Below are 17,725 nucleotides of genomic sequence, written 5' to 3'. Positions count from 1 at the left end.
TATTTTTGGATAGAGAGGAAAATTGATGATCGCAGAGTTCGAAACGCACATATTAGCGCAGATTGATGACATGGTAGAGCACGCCAGTGATGATGATTTATTTGCCGGCGGTTATCTGCGCGGCCATCTGACTCTAGCCGTGGCAGAATCTGAAGAGTTTGGTGAACATACGGCTGAGCAGTTACATGCCCGCGTGCAGACCAGCCTGGAAAAAGCGATCAAAGCCGGGGAGCTTTCCCCACCGGATCAGGTTTTGGTATTGGGCTTGTGGGATCGTTTACTTGAGCAAGCTATTAAATAGCGTTCATTGCTGGAGTCGCGGGGAGGTTAGCGATGTTCGTGATTTGGCCTCACCTCAGCGACTCCAATGACTTTGACGTCGCTGCAAGTCACCCCGCGAGCTGCCCGCTAAGATAACCTCGCAACGCGCTGTTGTACCGGCCTGCCTTTCAGCAATTTTCGAATCCAAAATCGATTGGGATTGAGTGCCGCCAGCGTCGGCGCATCTAATGGCTGCGGTTCCCCGAACATTTGTGCGGCCAAAATTTCTGCCACCAATGGCGCACTGCACAACCCCCGTGACCCCAATGCCCCCACCATGAATAATTCCGGCCATACCGGCGCTGGCGCTATCTCATCACCACGCTGAATTTTGCGTGGCAGATCCTGATATTGTGCCAGTGTTGCAGCATAATCCGGTACCGCGCCCACCATCGGTAAGTGATCACGAATAGCGCACCGCACCCCGCAGCGCGCTTGATTATCACTGATATCAACCTGATGCGGCCAATTTACTTGTGGCAGACAGCGTAACAGGCGGTCCCGGTTCTCTTGCTGTTCATCGGCACGAAAATCAGTGGCAATATCGCCGCGCTGATAACTGGCACCAATACAGTGATGCTGGTTAGCCGGGTTCACTGGCGTCAGATAGCCGTCATAGCACAGCACTTGCTGCAACTGACTGAGTACTGAGGTCGTGGGAATGTGCGAGACCTGCCCGCGCACGGCTGACAGCGGCAGATGCTGGGTTTGTTGCCACTCAGCTAAGCGGTGGCCGGTGGCCAGCACCACTGTAGCATGTTGTTTCGCCGCCAGTGGTTGTTGGCTATCGTGTTGTTGGCTATCGGTGGGGTGGGCACTGAGTTGCTGGAAGCTGAGCTGCCATTGCCCGTCAACATGCTCTAACTGGCTCAGTTCATGCTGATAGTGGCAAGCCATGCCTTTTTGTTGGGCCAGCAGCAGCAGCGCTGTGGTGAGGTCTGATGGGCATAACCAGCCTCCGGCGGGATAATGTATACCATCGTGGGCGCAATCCAGCCCAGCGAGCGCACTGAGCTGTTCACGGCTCATGGCTTCGGCGAATGATACCGGCCAGCTTATTTGCAGCATTTTATCAATCTTGCCACGGCTTTTTTCATCAAATGCCAATTGGCTGACACCGCACCATTGATGATCAAAATGAATGCCTTGTGCTAACAATTGGTCATATTGGCGGCGGGCAAAGGTAAATGCGCTGGTGAAAAAGTTTTCCAGTGCATCATCTTTGCCGTTTAGCAGGGGATAGAGCGCACCTTGCCGGTTACCTGATGCACCTTGCGCCGGTTGTGCATCGGCGCAATAGAGCGTGACCTTGGCCCCACGGCGCAATAAGGCTAATGCTGTCAATGCACTGACGATACCGCCGCCAATGATCGCGATATCATCACAACGGACCGCCGCTGGCCGATGGTACCAAGGCGCTGAGGCTGACCCGATGCTTTGTGGCAATCTGCCCGTGAGCATTTCACGTTTTTGCCCAAAACCTTTCACTTTAGCTACGTCAAAACCTGCTTGTTGCAAACCACGGCGAACAAATCCGGCGGCAGTAAATGTGGCAAAAGTGCCCCCCGGCCTTGCCATCCGCGCCATGGCATTGAACAGCATATCATTCCACATATCGGGGTTTTTCGCCGGGGCAAAGCCATCAAGAAACCAGGCATCTACTTGATTATTCAGGCTGGCATCCAACTGGGGCAGCAAGGTATTGACATCACCAAACCACAGATCCAGAGTGATACTCCCCTGCGCTAGCAGAATACGATGGCAGCCAGCAAGAGGTAACGGCCATTGCGCGCGCAATTGTTCGGCAAAAAATGCCAGTTCTGGCCAGTGGTCATGGGCGGCAGCTAAATCTGCCACCTGTAGTGGGTATTTTTCGAAGCTGATATAGTGTAATCGCTGGAGTTTTGCACTGGCGTGTTGCTGTTTGAACTGAGCAAAATCGCGCCATAATGTCAGAAAATTTAAGCCAGTTCCGAAGCCCGTTTCGGCAAAAATGCAGTTATCCCGCGGGTGTTGAATGAAACGCTCAGGGAAGCCATTCCCCTTAAGAAAAACGTAGTGAGTCTCTTCCAGGCCATCTTCATTGGAAAAATAGATGTCATCAAACTGTTCCGATACAGGTGTACCCTGTTCATTCCAGCTTAATGTCGCGGTTTGGATTGGGGGGTGGCTCACGTTGAAAGACTCGTATCTCAAGGGGTAGGGCGATTCTAACTATGTGACCGGCCGCGTGCAAATCGTAAAATTATCTGGGTATATTACGCTGATCGGACTTGTTCGGCGTACAACTGTACGCTAAAGTGCGTTGCAAAATCCCGAATGTAAAATAAGTGGAAGAGGTATTGAATGAAGCGTGCAGTAATTACTGGCTTGGGTATTGTCTCCAGCATTGGTAATAACCAGCAGGAAGTTCTGGCATCTTTGCAGGAAGGCCGCTCTGGCATTACTTTCGCTCAGGAATTTAAAGACGCAGGTATGCGCAGCCACGTATGGGGCGATGTAAAGCTGGCATCTGAGCCTAAAGACCTCATTGATCGCAAAGTGCTGCGTTTTATGAGCGACGCCTCAATTTATGCTTTTCTTGCGATGGAAGAAGCGATAGCAGACTCTGGCCTGTCAGACGATCAGGTATCTAATTTCCGCAGTGGACTGGTGGTGGGTTCCGGTGGTGGTTCACCCCGTAATCAGGTTGCCGGTTCTGATGCAATGCGTACCCCGCGCGGTTTGAAAGGTGTTGGTCCTTATATGGTGACCAAAGCCATGGCATCTGGTGTGTCCGCGTGCCTGGCAACCCCCTTTAAAATCAAAGGTGTTAACTACTCAATCAGCTCTGCCTGTGCGACGTCTGCGCACTGTATTGGCCATGCTTTGGAGTTAATCCAACTGGGCAAGCAGGATGTCGTGTTTGCGGGTGGTGGTGAAGAACTGTGCTGGGAAATGGCCTGCGAGTTCGATGCCATGGGTGCGTTGTCGACCAAATACAATGAAACCCCGGCTAAAGCCTCTCGTACTTATGATCAAGACCGTGATGGCTTCGTAATCGCCGGTGGTGGCGGTATGGTGGTGGTTGAAGAACTTGAGCATGCTCTGGCGCGTGGTGCTCACATCTACGCTGAGATTGTTGGCTACGGCGCAACCTCTGATGGTGCAGATATGGTTGCACCATCAGGTGAAGGTGCTGTGCGTTGCATGCAGATGGCAATGGCAGGTGTTGATACACCAATTGACTACATGAACGTACATGGCACTTCTACACCGGTCGGTGATGTGAAAGAGCTGGGCGCGATTCGTGAGGTGTTTGGTGATAACACGCCAGCTATTTCCTCAACAAAAGCCATGACCGGTCACTCTCTGGGTGCGGCGGGTGTGCATGAAGCTATCTTCAGCCTGTTGATGGTAGAGCACGGCTTTATCGCACCAAGCATCAATATTGAAAATCTGGATGAGAAAGCAGCAGGGATGAATATCATCACTGAGCCAACTCAACGCGAACTGACTACTGTTATGTCTAACAGCTTTGGTTTTGGTGGTACTAACGCCACTCTGGTCATGCGTAAATACCAGAAATAAGGTCAATCGCAGATATTTCTGCTCATTGATACTGAGTCATTAAGGCCCGCGAGCAATCGCGGGCCTTTTTATTCGCTATAAATAAACACTTCTACGGAAAAATACTATAATCATCAGGTGATTAACCTTTTTTAGTAATTTCATCTTTTTGTATCAAAGAAGACTAGTTGATCACTGACTATTCATAAAAATATCTTATACTCAATAACCAAGGTGAATAACATTGTAAAATGTAGGTGATTGAATATTAATGCGTTAGCCCTAATTTTAGCTATTTTTAATGTTTTTTATTCCTTTAAAGCCAAATTTGAAGTTAAAAAATCCTTGCCTGCTCAAAAACGTTAATTACAATATTAGAACAATAATTAAACAATTTTATTTTTTGTCTTTTAATTTACCAACACAGCAGGGTAGTTCAATGAGCCATAATCCAAGTGATCAGAAGGTTAAGATTGCCGATTTAAACGAGCGCGTTGTTCATGAAATTCTGGAAGTGATAAGTGATGGTATCTGGGATTGGAATGCCAACAATGGATTTGTTTATCGTAATACTGGCTGGTATGAAATGCTGGGCTATCCCGCCGATGCATTTGAAAATACAGTCCATACTTGGGAGAAAATCATCCATCCAGATGATTTTGACCGAGTGATGTTTCAGTTTGATGCCTATATTAATAATCAGGCCGAGAGATACCAGATTGAATACCGTTGCCGGACTCATGATGGCGACTATGTGTGGATTGAAGATCGCGGCAAGGTGATTGAGCGTAATAGTGATGGTTCAGTATCGAGGATGATCGGCGCTCACCGTAATATCCATGACAAAAAGCATCGTCTGGAAAAGTTAGAGTTAAAGAATAAATCTCTGGAAGCGTTAGTCGAAGAGCGAACCGTTGAATTACGCGAAACTAATTTCCGCTTACAACAGCAACTCGATATCAAAAAAAGTCTATCTGAAACAGATGTATTAACCTCTGCGGCCAACCGTTATTTGCTGGAAAAAGTACTCAAGCACGAATATAACCGCGCAAAACGATTTTGCCAGCCGTTGTCATTGCTTTCGTTGGATTTAGACAATTTTAAATCTATTAATGATAAGTATGGCCATTCTGTTGGGGACCTAACCTTGACGCATATTGTTGATGTAATTAGGAATAATATTAGGGAAATTGATGTTTTAGGCCGTTGGGGCGGCGATGAGTTTATGATTGTGTTACCTAACACGCAATTAAATGAGGCTAAATGTATCGCCGAGAAAATCAGGCAACGTATCGAAACCATGCCCGTGGAAGGGAGTATCAATGTGACAATGAGTTTAGGTGTGGTGGAGCTGGGGCAAAATGAAGCACAGGAACAACTATTAATTCGCGCAGATAAAATGCTCTATAACTCAAAAGCGGCGGGCCGGAATATTATTAGCGGTTGATATTCTTCGAACGTAATGGCGCATTGATGTAGCAGCCTTTATTACCCGGCCTATTGCTGAGCCTTGCAAGGGAGGCCGGAGTAAGCGGTGTTAAGCTCTGCTGCCATTGGGACATGGGGCATAATCACTATTAGTATTTCAGTGCATATTCTGCGGCCGCACAGGCATGTATTGCGGTGGTATCAAATACCGGCACGCTCGCGTCTTGTGCGTTAACCAACAATGTTATTTCAGTGCAACCAAAGATAATCCCTTGCACGCCTTGCTGCTCTAATTTGCCCATAATGCGGCGATATTCCTGACGGGAAGTTTCACTGATAACGCCCAGACACAGCTCTTCATAAATAATACGGTTAACAATCTCGCGATCGATACTATCGGGGGTAATCACCTCAATACCGTGTTTTTGCGTCAATCGTCCCCGATAAAAATCTTGTTCCATGGTGTAGCGGGTACCCAATAAGCCAATTTTATTGATCCCTTGCTGCTTAATTTGTGCGGCAGTGGCATCGGCGATATGCAATAACGGTAATCCGCTGGCCGCTTCAATGTCATCAGCCACTTTGTGCATAGTATTGGTGCATACCACGATGACGTCAGCCCCGGCCTTTTTTAATGAAACGGCGGCATCAGACAGCAACTGTGCTGCGGTTTCCCAGTCACCCTTGGCCTGAAGTTGTTCAATCTCATGGAAGTCGACACTGTAGAGAATGATTTTGGCACTGTGTAAACCGCCAAGTTGTTCTTTAACCTGCTGGTTAATCATCCGGTAATAAGGGATGGTTGACTCCCAACTCATTCCGCCAATAAGACCCAAAATTTTCATTAGTTTATTCCTATGCAAACATCAGCACTGAGTATGGATAAGAGTTTAACGATGCGGAAACACCCGGATACGTTGTAACGAAGCAATTAGCGGAACTGTGACAAGACTCCGGCTATAGCTGTTATCTCTGTCTATCATGTTTGTTGTAACAAATCTGTAGCAATAGAAAAATCTATTTATTCTTCTATCTATTTTTACACTATTACCATCAACAGGATGACGGAGATTAGGATGATAAAAATAAAGACGGCATATACCCTGACACTATTAGCGCTACTCTTGCCAGCGTCAACCCATGTTGTAGCACAGGATAAAAGTGACAACTATAAACTTGAACAAGTGTTGGTGATGAGCCGGCATGGTATACGCGCACCTTTAGTTAATTATGGCGATATGCTTTCCAGTGCGACACCCGATAAATGGCCACAATGGACCACCCCAGGGGGGTATCTGACACCGAAAGGGGCAGAGCTTGAGGCGATGATGGGGGGGTATTTCCGCGAGTGGCTGGTTAATGCCAAATTACTGAAAGCGGCAGGATGCCCGGCAGATACCACCGTATTTACTTATGCTAACAGCTTGCCAAGGACCATTGGTACCGCGCAGCATTTCTTATTCGGCGCTTTCCCTGGTTGTAATGTGCCAGTGGCGCACCAAAAAGATATCGGCAAAATGGATCCGGTTTTTAATCCGATCATCACGCTAGATGTCACACCAGAATTTAAAGAAAAAGCCTTGGCATCGATTAATCAACACGCCGGGCCGGGTGGGGTCGAAGGGCTGAATAAACGTTTACAGCCTAATTACGACTTACTTTCCCGCGTATTGGATTATAAAAAATCACCCGCCTGTTTAACGGATAAGAAATGTGACTGGAGTACCCAGCCAACCAATATTGTATTGGTACAAAATAAAGAGCCAGGCATTACCGGCCCGTTAAAGTTAGGTACTGGTGCATCAGATGCGTTTATGCTGCAATATTACGAGGGTTTTCCGATTAAAGATGTGGCCTGGGGACGGATTCAGTCAGCGGAAGAGTGGCGTAAATTAATCGATATCAAAAATCTCTACCATGAGACGTTATTTGGTTCTCCTGCCATTGCGGATAATGCGGCTGAGAAGTTAGTCGGTTTTATCAGTGCTGCTCTTGATCCCATCGGTGAGAAAACGCCTAATGAATTAGCGGCGCAGAAAGCTAAATTGGCGGTATTGGTTGGGCATGACTCCAATATTGCATCATTGTTGGCAGCCCTTAAGACTAAAGAGTACCAATTGCCAGACCAATATGAGAAAACGCCAATCAGCGGCAAAGTGGTATTTGAGCGTTGGAAAGATACGAAACAGAATAAAGATATGATGAAGATCGAATATATCTATCTGTCGACTGAGCAAATTCGTAATAAGACGCCGCTGACCCTTCAGGCACCACCAAAACGTGTCACGCTGGAAATTAAGGGCTGTCCGATTGATGCCAACGGGTTCTGTTCAATGGATGATTTCAGAAAAGCGATAAAACACAACACGCAAAGTTAAGTGCACACTACCTCGCCGCAGGGTGCGGCAGCCAGTAGATAATAGGGGCTGGCATAAAATGATAGGCTACGCTAACGTAATCTCTCTTTGTCAGCCCCAGGCCATTTGTAGATTTTCTGATGACATTATTTGCCACGACTCAGCGAGCAGTAAAAACACTATTCAGACCTTTTCTGGAAGATCGTCTATTACATATTCTATTGATTTTGGGGATAGGGTTAACCGTCTTAATGCCGGCCCAAATTGTCGCCTTTCCACAGTTTATTGACTGGACCACCATTGTTACTTTATTGGGATTAATGCTACTGACTAAAGGGGTTGAGGTCAGCGGTTACTTCGATTTTATTGGTCGGAAGATTATTAATACACTTCACACCGAGCGGCATTTGGCGCTGTTTTTAGTCTTAGCCGCGGCGCTGTTGTCATCCTTTCTAACCAATGATGTGGCGCTATTTATCATCATTCCACTGATTTTGACGTTGAAAAAAATATCGTCTCTGCCGGTTTCTCGTCTGATCATTTTCTCGGCGCTGGCAGTCAATGCCGGGTCGCTATTAACACCGATCGGCAATCCACAAAATATTCTGTTATGGAGCCGTTCCGAACTCTCCTTTATCGGTTTTACCCGCCAAATGGCACCTTTAGCAGCCATTATTCTGCTGACATTATTAGCGGTAACATGGTGGCGTTTTCCGGCGCGTAAAATAAAGAAACAGGCCTCAAGCCCGATTTATCCTTACCAGTTCCGCCTGTTGCTGAGTTGTTTGGCGCTGTATGTGATTTTTATTATCTGCGTGGATTTGGGCTGGGCAGGCTATGGGCTACTTATCGTTTTTGCCGGTTTATTGCTATTGGCGCGGCGGGTGTTACTGGCCATTGACTGGAGCTTGATTGTGGTCTTTATGGCGATGTTTATTGACGTGCGCCTACTGACGGAATTACCTGCTTTACAATCGCTGTTCGGTGAAATCAAAACATTGTCTACGGCTGCCGCCTATATTTTGGCTATTGGCCTATCGCAATTGATCAGTAATGTCCCCGCCACAATATTGCTGCTTAATTATCTGCCTTCCAGCGCGCTGGTGGCTTATGCGGTCAATATTGGTGGTTTTGGTTTTGCGTTGGGTTCTATGGCTAATTTAATTGCGCTGAGAATGGCGGCAGAGCCGGCCATTTGGTTAAAATTCCATGCTTACTCACTGCCATTTTTGTTGTGGAGTGCTCTGGTTGGCTGGTGGTTATTATGGTAGTCACAGGCGCGGCTCAGCGGGAAATAACCTGAGCCGACATCTGTCATTAGAAGAAGATAGCCAACAAAAAGACCATCACTATAATCAGCGCTACAAATGCCAGTGACGGTTTTTGCAACAATGGCTGTAATGATTGGGGTAAGGCGGCAATTAGCGGGTTAATCACTGGTTGCAGAATTTTTTGGTCTTCTGCTAAACGTTGGGCTGCATTGGCCCGATCCAATCTGGCGGTAAACAGGACATTGATAATGTCGTTCAACTGCGCTTGCGTCAGAGGCGTGGTGGGACTTGCCTGGAAGCGACTCTGGCTGTAATCAATTAATAATTGTTGTTCCTGCGCATCAGCGGGCTGTTTCAACGCGGTTTGCAAGTTAACCAATGTAGGTGCTGTTTGCTGGCTGAGTGCCACTTTGGTCTGTAAAAACTGGCTGAGTATCTGGAAATGGCGCGCAGGTAACGGATCATTACTTTTCACCCCCACCATATCAAACAATGCCTGCCATATTTTGGCCGGTTGCTCGCCGGTTGCGGCACTAAGTTTTGCTACTAGCGATTGAATATTCTGATGCTCCGCAGGCAGTAACGGCCGATCAGTTATTGTTGCCAGTTGTGGCTGTGGAATATTCAGTGTACCAGATTGCAGCAGCACCAGAACTTGTTGTAACTCCGAATGGCTTAACTGACTTAATACAGTATGACCAAAGTGCTGGCGGATAAAATCACTGACAGCCTGCCGGTTATTGCCTTGAGGCAGCAGTTCGGTCAGTTGTTGGCGCAACTGGTGATTGGCATGATTTTCCTGTGCCTGCGCCAGACGGATTTGCAGCAATTGCTCAGCGGGCTGGAAGTGGCGTGCCAGTAAGTCGCTAGTGCTACCCAAGGATAAATCATGACGCAGACCGGCCCAGATCTCGGCAGATTTGATTGGGCTAAGGGCCATGATCCGCACAATTAACTTCTCCAGCGTAGTGCGTTGCGCAGGGGTAAGTGCCTGATCTTCCACTTGGCCCTGATGAGGTATTTTGGTCGGTGCGACATTGCGATCATTGGCAATCGGCACACTTGGGCCGTTCAAAGGTTGCATATAACCGGTCCTTCGCTGTGGAGGCGATACTGTGGAAATTCATAAAGTACCCGGCAATAGATGCAGGCTACCAATATGATACGCGCAAATGTGGGCGACCCATACCGTCAGATTATGTTTTTTTGTTAACTACGTTTGTAATTAAATGTCACTTTGAGTGATTGTTTAAGTTCAGACATTGATAATCTTGATTATGCCGCTAAGATGGGCGCTCGGTCTTGAATGAGACTAATTTATCAATTTTACTGATGAATTATACGGGTCAGGATTAAATACGGATAATGGTTAAACACCAATAATGGTTAAACAACAGCGCGCGGCAAAGTGGTTCCTCTGCCTGGCTTGCCTGGTCATATTAGTTTGTATGACACAACGCATCGCCAGCCTGCACGCGTTGGAAAAAAACCTCCTTCAGACATCATCATCACAGGTTGCTGCCGATGCTGATGAGGCTCCCACCCCTTGTGAGCTAAGTGCCAAATCCCTGTTGGCATCCCCGCCTGTTCTGTTCGAATTAGCGATTTTTTCTCTGGGTTTATTACTCTTGCTATTGGGGCCGGTGATCCCGACCCGCATGAGGTTTCCGCCACCCCGAGTGATATCACCCAGCCGTTTGAGGGTGCATCTGCGATTGTGCATTTTCCGGGAATAGAGATGCTTTTGGCATAACTACGGCACCCCTTTGGGTTGCTGTGATTAATCTATTTCTGGAGAAGAATCATGTTCAATTTAAGCAAGACAGCGTTGTTCTGTCTGTTACTGCTATGGATGCCCACCCTTTGGGCGGCAGACAGCGGCTGGTTGGTCAGCCCACAAAACTCACATGCTAAGGTGCGGATTCGTGCCGAACCTTCAACGAGCGGTGAAACCCGCCTGTTACTTTCCGTTCAACTGGAGAAAGGCTGGAAAACCTATTGGCGCTCACCGGGTGAAGGGGGCATTGCACCGACCATTGCCTGGAGCACAGCTCTTGACGCGGTAAAATGGTACTGGCCTGTACCACAACGGTTTGATGTTTCTGGTATCTCTACTCAGGGCTATCACGAGCAGGCCATGCTGCCGATCGTCATTTCCGCTAAGGCACCCAAAACGCTAAGTGGCATCTTGACCCTATCGACCTGTAGCAATGTCTGCATTTTGACTGACTACCCGTTTAGCATCGATCTTTCCTCGCCGTTAAGTGGCGAAAACCAACAGCAATTCCAACATGATTTTGCCCAGGCGATGGGGCAGGTACCCATTGCCAATGCCCTGACCCAACAGATCCAAGCTGGTTTTGGCCATGGCGAGGTGCAAATTCTGGCGGTGCGTGACGAAGGTTGGCAACAGCCCGAGTTGTTCTTCGATACCTTGGCGGACGTGGATCTCGGTAAACCGCTGGTCAGTGTGCAGGGTAATCAGTTATCGGTACGGGTTCCTGCGACTGATGGTTGGGGGGAGGGCGTGGGGGATCTACGTGGTAAACCCCTGACGATGGTGATTACTGATGCGGGTCTGGCGCAAGAGGCCACGGTGACCATTGGGCAAGCGCTCACTTTACCGCAATCCTCCACTCGTTTTTGGTCTTGGATAGTGATGGCGCTGGCGGGCGGATTTATTCTTAATCTGATGCCTTGTGTGCTTCCGGTCCTTGCCATGAAACTGGGGTCGATTTTGCAGACTGGGCAGCAAACCCGCCGTCAGGTCCGTTGGCAGTTTCTGGCATCGTCTGCTGGGATTGTGACTTCGTTTTGGTTGTTGGCATTACTGATGACCGCCTTGCGCTTAGGTAATCATGCCCTTGGTTGGGGAATTCAGTTCCAAAGCCCTTGGTTTATCGGCTTTATGGTGTTGGTTACCGCACTCTTTACGGCCAACCTGTTCGGCTTGTTCGAAATTAACCTCTCCTCATCGCTCAATAGCCGTATTGCTGCGCCTCGTGTGGAGCAAGCGGGGGCTCGCGGTTTGGCCGGCCACTTTGGACAGGGCGCATTGGCGACGCTACTGGCAACCCCGTGTTCCGCGCCATTTCTGGGGACGGCGGTAGCCTTTGCACTGGCCGCCCCTTTACCGGCGCTGTGGGGCATATTTACCGCCCTGGGGGTTGGCATGAGCCTGCCGTGGTTGGCGGTGGCGCTATGGCCTAGATTGGTGCTGTTGTTGCCCCGTCCAGGTCGTTGGATGAACCGTCTGCGTATCGGAATGGGGGTGCTGATGCTGGCATCAAGTCTGTGGTTACTGAGCCTGATGGTGAGCCATATTGGCTCACCACTGGTGATGGTGATTAGCGGAGTGTTGCTGTTAGCGCTATTACTGGCAATTGGCTGGCGCTATGGCGTGCGTGTTGCCGCAATCGTCAGCTTAATCGGGGTGTTGATTATCGGCGGATTACTGTTGGCGGGTTCGCTGACGGCTAATCTGTGGCGCAAACCGCTACATGACACCATCCCGTGGCAGCCATTAACTGAATCAGCCATTAAGAAAGCCTTGATGGAGCATAAGCGGGTGTTTGTCGATGTCACTGCCGATTGGTGTGTGACCTGTAAAGTTAACAAAATACACGTCCTGATGCGTGACGATGTACAGCAGGCGTTGCAAGCGCCTGACGTGGTGGCGTTACGCGGTGACTGGACGCGACCTTCTGCTGATATTACTGAGTTTTTGCGCCAGCGCGGCAGTGTCGCAATCCCATTTAATCAAATTTATGGGCCACAGCAACCGCAGGGTGTGGTGCTCTCGCCACTGTTGGACCGTGACGTGTTATTAAAAATTTTGGCCGATGCTAAAGGAAATAAAGAATGAAAATTATCATGGTTGTGTTGTTAGCGCTGATCTCGACGTCACTGTGGGCGGCTGCACCCTTTACGCCGGAGCAGGAAGTGCGGATTAAAGCGTTAATCCGTGAAACGCTGGTCGCCAATCCAGACATTCTTGAACAATCTATCAATGCCTTGCAGCAGCAAGCTAATGAAGCGCAAGGGCAGCAAATGGATCAATTTATCGCCGCCAATAAGCAGGCGCTGTTCCAAGACCCTGGCAGCCCACGTTTTGGGGCTGCAACTCCAGCCCTGACATTGGTTTCATTTACCGATTACAACTGCCCATTTTGTAAAACTTTTGATCCGTTGCTGGAAAAGGTAGTGAAGGAGTACCCGCAAGTGGCGGTGGTGATAAAACCGCTACCGTTTAAAGGGGAAAGCTCGGTGACCAGTGCACGGTTGGCGTTGACACTGTGGCAACAACATCCGAATCAATTTCTGCCATTTCATCAGCGCTTGATGGCGAAAAAAGGTTTCCACGATGCTGACAGTATTGCCGCGGCGCAGAAAAAAACCGGTGTTACGCCGGTAGCACCAAGCGAGCAGAGCTTGAATGTGTTGCGTACCAACCTGAAATTAGCGGATCAACTGGGTATCCAAGGCACACCTGCCACCTTGATTGGTAATCAGATAATCCCAGGAGCTATTTCCTATGAGCAACTGGAGGAGATAGTGAAGCAGCAACTGGCTAAGGCGGGTAAATGAGTCGCTTGAAGCGGTGGGGTAAAGAGCTGGTTATTCTGCTGGTATTGGTCACGGTGGTCTCTTTGGGGATGGATTGGTTGCGTAGCCCGCAGGTACCTGCTGATTGGGGCGATGTGTCATTACAAACCCTGGAGGGCCAGACTGTCTCGCTAAAGGCGATGAGCCAGGACAAACCGTTGCTCATCTATTTTTGGGCAACATGGTGCGGCGTGTGTAAATTCACCAGTCCCAGTGTCAATCAATTGGTGCAGGAGGGCGAGAATGTGATGACAGTGGCGCTACGCTCTGGTGAAGCACCACAGCTTGAGCGCTGGCTGACCAAAAAAGGCTACCGGTTACCGGTGATAAATGACCCACGCGGCGAGTTGTCAGCGCAGTGGCAAGTCAGTGTTACACCGACGTTAGTGATCCTTTATCAAGGCAAGATGGTACAAAATACCAGCGGATGGAGCAGCTATTGGGGGATGAAACTGCGTTTATGGCTGGCCTCGTTCTGAGGTAACGCTGTTTAGCCAACGCCACAGTGAAACGCACGCCAAACGTTGGACTCAGTCTGACTTTTGGTGGTGCGTTTTTTTGATTAATATTATGCCTGGCACTGACCAATCGCCGCACTTAATCTGGCTATTCCTTGGCTAATCAGCTCGGGCGAATTAGCGGCAAAATTCAAACGTAGGGTGAACTCTCCATCTGACTCTTCGCGGTAAAACCCGCCACCTTTAGCGAAAGTGACCCCCGCCTGCCACGCCAGCGGCATTAATTGAGTCATTGGCACGTTTGCTGGCAATTGTAGCCAGATAAATAATCCCCCATCAGGAACTTCAAACTGGCAGCCGAGCGGCAGTGTCTGCTGGAGGGCATCGACCATGGCATCACGGTGCTGGCGGTACAAACGGCAAGCCCGACGAAGTTGTTTGTCATAGCGCCCGACTGTGACAAATGCATCCAACGCCCGTTGGATCAGGTTCGAGCTGGTAAAACTGTCAACATGCTTTAAGCGCGCCAGTTGGATGTAATGGGGCGCGTCTGCCACCAGATAACCAATGCGCATGCTGGGCAGTAACATTTTGGAAAAAGTACTGACATAGATAACTTCACCCGCGGCTGCCAGTGAGCGCAGCGAAGGCAGCTTTTTGCCGCTGTAACGCAAGTCACCCACATAATCATCTTCAAGTATCGGCACCCCAGCAGTTCTGGCTATTTGCACTAACTGATGGCGGCGCTCTTCACTCATACAGCGTCCGGTGGGGTTATTAAAGTTGGGAATGCAATAGATAAGTTTCGGTTGATGCCTGGCTAACAGCGCAGGCAGGGTCGCCAGATTCATGCCTTGTTGGTCGCTGGGCAGAGCAATAATATTCACTTTATGCAGGCGGAACAGGGCTAATGCTTCGGCATAAGTGGGTTCTTCTACCAGCACACTATCACCTGGGGCCAGCAGTGATTGACTGATCAGACTGATGGCGTGTTGCGAACCATTGGTTATCAACAGTTGCTCTGGCCGTGTTGGGATACCTTGTGCGGATAGAATGCGGCTGAGTGTATCGCGCAATGGATAATAGCCACAGTAATCGCCGTAACTGAATGCTTCTTCAGCATGGCGGCGCAGAATTGAATGCAAGATTTGGCGGAATTCATCCAATGGGAAAATTTTGGGGCTACCGATGCCAGCAGCAAAATTGATGGTATCTGGCGGTAAGGGGATATCGGCATACCCGTCCAGCCTTGAGGTGACAGTGGTAAAACGATCCAGTGGGAACTCACCATGTAGCCGTGGATGCGGATGGCTTGGCGGCGGCGAGAGGTGACAGACATAGGCACCGCTGCCGCGACGTTGTTGTAATAACCCCTTCGCCGCCAGCTCGGCATAAGCATTATCCACTGTGAGGCGGCTCACTGATAATTCTGCTGCCAAGGTGCGGGTTGAGGGCAGTTTGTCGCCATCAGCAAACACCCCACTGAGAATAGCACGGCGCAATGCCTCTTCGATTTGTAGATACAGTGGAATGTCTTGCTGGCGATCTAACGGAATATGCATGTCTCACCGACCAAAAGTGGCTCACTGTGGATAATATATTGTCACTATACTCAAGGTTAACAAGGCTTCAAGAGGAAAAAAGTGGCCTGTATCAATCAGTGGGAAAGTGGCTCTGGTGGCCGAGAACATGGGGGGTACAATCGCTATCTGATTAATATCCTGAAAGTAGTTATGAGGTTGTTATGGCGATTCCGGCAGATTTATTCCCATCAGCATTTGGCTCTATCGGGGCGGGCAACGGCGGGTTTAGTGGCAAACGACAAGGCTATCTGCTGGCGATCATTAGTGCCATGTTGTTGGGTTTTACCGGCATCATAATTCGCATCCTCACGGCGCATTATCATCTACCCACTTCGGTATTGGCTTTCTGGCGGGCAGCACTGGTCGCCATGGTGTTATTACCTATTTTACTTCTGACCAAACCGGAATGGGCCAAATTACGCGGGTGCCAGCTAAAGTTCTATACGGCGTATGGCTTATTGCTGGCGGTCTTTAATGGGCTGTGGACTGAATCTGTCGCTTTAAACGGTGCGTCGATCTCCACCATTCTGGTCTATTGCTCAATCGGTTTTACCGTGTTTCTCGGCTGGGTTTTCTATAACGAATATATGGGCTGGCGTGAATTACTGGTTATTATTATCAGCCTGTTGGGTTGTTTCTTAGTCAGCGATGGCCTGAATATTACTGCATCAGACTTTAATTTTGTTGGCTTATTTATCGGATTGGCCTCCGGTATTGGTTACAGCTTTTATACTCTGGCTGGGCGCATTGCGACTGAACGCCGTTATCCGGTCTGGAACACTATTCTTTACGTCTTTGGTTTCTCCGCCATCTACCAACTGATATTTAATCAGTTATTGCTGTGGTTTCCATTGCCTGGGTTACAGCCAATGGTGGGTGATCTATTTTTCTTATCCCATGGAGCTAATGGCATTCAATGGTCTGGTTGGGGGCTATTGTTAATTTTAGCCGCCGGTCCAACGTTACTAGGGTTTGGCCTGTTTAATCTCAGTTTGAAAACACTCTCTTTGGCGGTGGCCAGCCTACTATTAACGCTGGAACTGGTCTTCACTGCGGTGATTGCATATTTCTTGTTGGGTGAAACACTCTCTCCCTCCCAATTGTTGGGCAGCGCGCTGGTATTACTGGGGGTGTTGATGTTGCATCGTAAAGATAAAGCTCAAGCAGCAATGGTGGCGGTTAGCGCGGAATAAAAAAAGGGCAGGGGGTAGCCGCGCAGAATATACGCCGCTACCTTATTTTTACTGCGCCGCCGCTCTTCGCAATGGGGTGCGCAGGCGCTGAGCTAATATCACCCCAGCCAGCGTGATACCCCCGCCAATCAGGTGATAGCTGTGTAATTGCTCATGAAGGAAGGCCACGGCAATAATGGCGGTAAATACCGGTGTCAGATTCATAAATATCGACGCAGTATTTGCCCCTAACCGCATCACACCGTGGATCCACAAATAAGGCGCAATAATTGAGGCTGGGATCCCAGCAAATAGCACCAATGGAATATTCTGCGCCGTCAATTGCACATCTGAGGCCATCAGGAAATTAGGCAATAACAGCACCACGCCGAAAACGATCTGCATATAAAGGGACTGCCAGTTGGGTAATTGAATCGCCCAGCGTTTGGTTAATACGCCATACAGCGCATAGGATGCCGATGCGCCGAACATCATCAATTCGCCTTTGCCGATACCATGTTGCAACAGTTGTGCCGGGTTACCTGCACTAACCAACCACACTAGCCCCCCTAATGACAGCACGCTACCTAATGCAATGCCTACCGTGGGGGCGACACGTAACACCACAATGCTAATAAGCACAGTCAGTAAGGGAATTAACGAACTGAGAATCCCCATAAACAGGGCGCTAACACTGTGAGCCGCGTAGTACGCCAGGCTTTGGTACAGCACCATACCCAGCATCCCCAATATCATCAATTTCCACCAATAAACGCGGATTGCCCGCCAATTGCGGATAACACCCAGCAGCAAGAATGGGGTTAACGTTAGCAACGCCAGCACCCAGCGATAAAACGAGATGGCGGCGGGATCAATTGCGGTGGCAGAGACCTTACTGACCACGGCATTGATGGACCAGATGATCACCGCGAACAGGGGGAATAACATATTCATGATAATAATTCTCATCTAAATAACATG

Annotated in this window: 15 protein-coding genes; 10 read left to right on the top strand and 5 right to left on the bottom strand. The window is 49.0% G+C overall.

Annotation, left to right across the window (positions count from 1 at the left end; all coding sequences use genetic code 11):
- The first annotated feature begins 25 nt into the window (after positions 1 to 25).
- A complete protein-coding gene (locus Q2T71_RS14180; protein WP_005183422.1) occupies positions 26 to 301 on the top strand; it encodes a YfcL family protein in 276 nt (91 codons plus the stop codon).
- A gap of 107 nt (positions 302 to 408) precedes the next feature.
- Here Q2T71_RS14180 and mnmC read toward each other — a convergent pair whose 3' ends face one another.
- On the bottom strand, positions 409 to 2,496 hold the full coding sequence (mnmC, locus tag Q2T71_RS14175) for a bifunctional tRNA (5-methylaminomethyl-2-thiouridine)(34)-methyltransferase MnmD/FAD-dependent 5-carboxymethylaminomethyl-2-thiouridine(34) oxidoreductase MnmC (RefSeq protein ID WP_372559503.1): 2,088 nt from the start codon (positions 2,494 to 2,496) through the stop codon (positions 409 to 411).
- Positions 2,497 to 2,667: 171 nt separating this feature from the next.
- Here mnmC and fabB point away from each other — a divergent pair, with 171 nt between their 5' ends.
- Both fabB and Q2T71_RS14165 read left to right on the top strand, forming a co-directional pair.
- Positions 2,668 to 3,891: a beta-ketoacyl-ACP synthase I gene (fabB, locus tag Q2T71_RS14170; RefSeq protein WP_083158217.1), complete on the top strand. Its 1,224-nt coding sequence runs from the start codon at positions 2,668 to 2,670 to the stop codon at positions 3,889 to 3,891.
- Between the two features lie 418 nt (positions 3,892 to 4,309).
- On the top strand, positions 4,310 to 5,317 hold the full coding sequence (locus Q2T71_RS14165) for a diguanylate cyclase (RefSeq protein ID WP_372559929.1): 1,008 nt from the start codon (positions 4,310 to 4,312) through the stop codon (positions 5,315 to 5,317).
- A 130-nt stretch (positions 5,318 to 5,447) separates the two neighbouring features.
- Here Q2T71_RS14165 and Q2T71_RS14160 read toward each other — a convergent pair whose 3' ends face one another.
- Complete coding sequence (locus Q2T71_RS14160) at positions 5,448 to 6,143, bottom strand: aspartate/glutamate racemase family protein (protein WP_372559502.1); 696 nt, start codon at positions 6,141 to 6,143, stop codon at positions 5,448 to 5,450.
- A gap of 231 nt (positions 6,144 to 6,374) precedes the next feature.
- Here Q2T71_RS14160 and agp point away from each other — a divergent pair, with 231 nt between their 5' ends.
- Both agp and Q2T71_RS14150 read left to right on the top strand, forming a co-directional pair.
- Positions 6,375 to 7,676: a bifunctional glucose-1-phosphatase/inositol phosphatase gene (gene agp, locus Q2T71_RS14155; protein ID WP_372559501.1), complete on the top strand. Its 1,302-nt coding sequence runs from the start codon at positions 6,375 to 6,377 to the stop codon at positions 7,674 to 7,676.
- Positions 7,677 to 7,795: 119 nt separating this feature from the next.
- A complete protein-coding gene (locus Q2T71_RS14150) occupies positions 7,796 to 8,926 on the top strand; it encodes an SLC13 family permease (protein WP_372559500.1) in 1,131 nt (376 codons plus the stop codon).
- Positions 8,927 to 8,972: 46 nt separating this feature from the next.
- Here the strand turns inward: Q2T71_RS14150 and flk are convergent, their stop codons facing one another.
- Positions 8,973 to 10,010 carry a flagella biosynthesis regulator Flk gene (gene flk, locus Q2T71_RS14145; protein ID WP_372559499.1) on the bottom strand — a complete coding sequence of 346 codons (1,038 nt, stop codon included), beginning with the start codon at positions 10,008 to 10,010 and terminating at the stop codon, positions 8,973 to 8,975.
- Positions 10,011 to 10,308: 298 nt separating this feature from the next.
- Here flk and Q2T71_RS14140 point away from each other — a divergent pair, with 298 nt between their 5' ends.
- The 4 genes from Q2T71_RS14140 (at position 10,309) to Q2T71_RS14125 (ending at position 14,010) form a co-directional block, all read left to right on the top strand.
- Complete coding sequence (locus Q2T71_RS14140) at positions 10,309 to 10,662, top strand: copper resistance protein (RefSeq protein ID WP_372559498.1); 354 nt, start codon at positions 10,309 to 10,311, stop codon at positions 10,660 to 10,662.
- A 68-nt stretch (positions 10,663 to 10,730) separates the two neighbouring features.
- Entirely contained in the window at positions 10,731 to 12,791 is a 2,061-nt protein-coding gene (locus Q2T71_RS14135; RefSeq protein WP_372559497.1) for a protein-disulfide reductase DsbD family protein, read from the top strand.
- Complete coding sequence (locus Q2T71_RS14130; protein WP_372559496.1) at positions 12,788 to 13,513, top strand: DsbA family protein; 726 nt, start codon at positions 12,788 to 12,790, stop codon at positions 13,511 to 13,513. Before Q2T71_RS14135 ends, Q2T71_RS14130 begins: the two co-directional genes overlap by 4 nt.
- On the top strand, positions 13,510 to 14,010 hold the full coding sequence (locus tag Q2T71_RS14125; RefSeq protein ID WP_372559495.1) for a protein disulfide oxidoreductase: 501 nt from the start codon (positions 13,510 to 13,512) through the stop codon (positions 14,008 to 14,010). Before Q2T71_RS14130 ends, Q2T71_RS14125 begins: the two co-directional genes overlap by 4 nt.
- Before the next feature lie 89 nt (positions 14,011 to 14,099).
- On the opposite strand, the gene Q2T71_RS14120 is transcribed toward Q2T71_RS14125, so the two are convergent.
- Complete coding sequence (locus Q2T71_RS14120) at positions 14,100 to 15,551, bottom strand: PLP-dependent aminotransferase family protein (protein WP_083158227.1); 1,452 nt, start codon at positions 15,549 to 15,551, stop codon at positions 14,100 to 14,102.
- A gap of 182 nt (positions 15,552 to 15,733) precedes the next feature.
- On the opposite strand from Q2T71_RS14120, the gene Q2T71_RS14115 reads away from it, so the two are divergent.
- On the top strand, positions 15,734 to 16,765 hold the full coding sequence (locus Q2T71_RS14115) for a DMT family transporter (protein ID WP_372559494.1): 1,032 nt from the start codon (positions 15,734 to 15,736) through the stop codon (positions 16,763 to 16,765).
- A gap of 48 nt (positions 16,766 to 16,813) precedes the next feature.
- Here Q2T71_RS14115 and Q2T71_RS14110 read toward each other — a convergent pair whose 3' ends face one another.
- The gene (locus tag Q2T71_RS14110; protein WP_372559493.1) at positions 16,814 to 17,698 is read right to left on the bottom strand and encodes a DMT family transporter; all 885 of its coding nucleotides are present in this window, start codon (positions 17,696 to 17,698) and stop codon (positions 16,814 to 16,816) included.
- Positions 17,699 to 17,725: the final 27 nt, after the last annotated feature.

The sequence above is a fragment of the Yersinia sp. 1652 StPb PI genome, assembly GCF_041538345.1.
GTDB lineage: Bacteria > Pseudomonadota > Gammaproteobacteria > Enterobacterales > Enterobacteriaceae > Yersinia > Yersinia enterocolitica_E.
The sequence above is the reverse complement of the archived record's forward strand: the minus strand, read 5'-3'. Positions and strand labels throughout refer to the sequence as shown.

Bases quoted from the DNA above. Each gene is read 5' to 3' on its own strand.
- Q2T71_RS14180 (WP_005183422.1), top strand. From the start codon at position 26: ATGATCGCAGAGTTCGAAACGCACATATTAGCGCAGATTGATGACATG.
- fabB (WP_083158217.1), top strand. From the start codon at position 2,668: ATGAAGCGTGCAGTAATTACTGGCTTGGGTATTGTCTCCAGCATTGGT.
- Q2T71_RS14165 (WP_372559929.1), top strand. From the start codon at position 4,310: ATGAGCCATAATCCAAGTGATCAGAAGGTTAAGATTGCCGATTTAAAC.
- Q2T71_RS14160 (WP_372559502.1), bottom strand. From the start codon at position 6,143: ATGAAAATTTTGGGTCTTATTGGCGGAATGAGTTGGGAGTCAACCATC.
- agp (WP_372559501.1), top strand. From the start codon at position 6,375: ATGATAAAAATAAAGACGGCATATACCCTGACACTATTAGCGCTACTC.
- Q2T71_RS14150 (WP_372559500.1), top strand. From the start codon at position 7,796: ATGACATTATTTGCCACGACTCAGCGAGCAGTAAAAACACTATTCAGA.
- flk (WP_372559499.1), bottom strand. From the start codon at position 10,010: ATGCAACCTTTGAACGGCCCAAGTGTGCCGATTGCCAATGATCGCAAT.
- Q2T71_RS14140 (WP_372559498.1), top strand. From the start codon at position 10,309: ATGGTTAAACAACAGCGCGCGGCAAAGTGGTTCCTCTGCCTGGCTTGC.
- Q2T71_RS14135 (WP_372559497.1), top strand. From the start codon at position 10,731: ATGTTCAATTTAAGCAAGACAGCGTTGTTCTGTCTGTTACTGCTATGG.
- Q2T71_RS14130 (WP_372559496.1), top strand. From the start codon at position 12,788: ATGAAAATTATCATGGTTGTGTTGTTAGCGCTGATCTCGACGTCACTG.
- Q2T71_RS14125 (WP_372559495.1), top strand. From the start codon at position 13,510: ATGAGTCGCTTGAAGCGGTGGGGTAAAGAGCTGGTTATTCTGCTGGTA.
- Q2T71_RS14120 (WP_083158227.1), bottom strand. From the start codon at position 15,551: ATGCATATTCCGTTAGATCGCCAGCAAGACATTCCACTGTATCTACAA.
- Q2T71_RS14115 (WP_372559494.1), top strand. From the start codon at position 15,734: ATGGCGATTCCGGCAGATTTATTCCCATCAGCATTTGGCTCTATCGGG.
- Q2T71_RS14110 (WP_372559493.1), bottom strand. From the start codon at position 17,698: ATGAATATGTTATTCCCCCTGTTCGCGGTGATCATCTGGTCCATCAAT.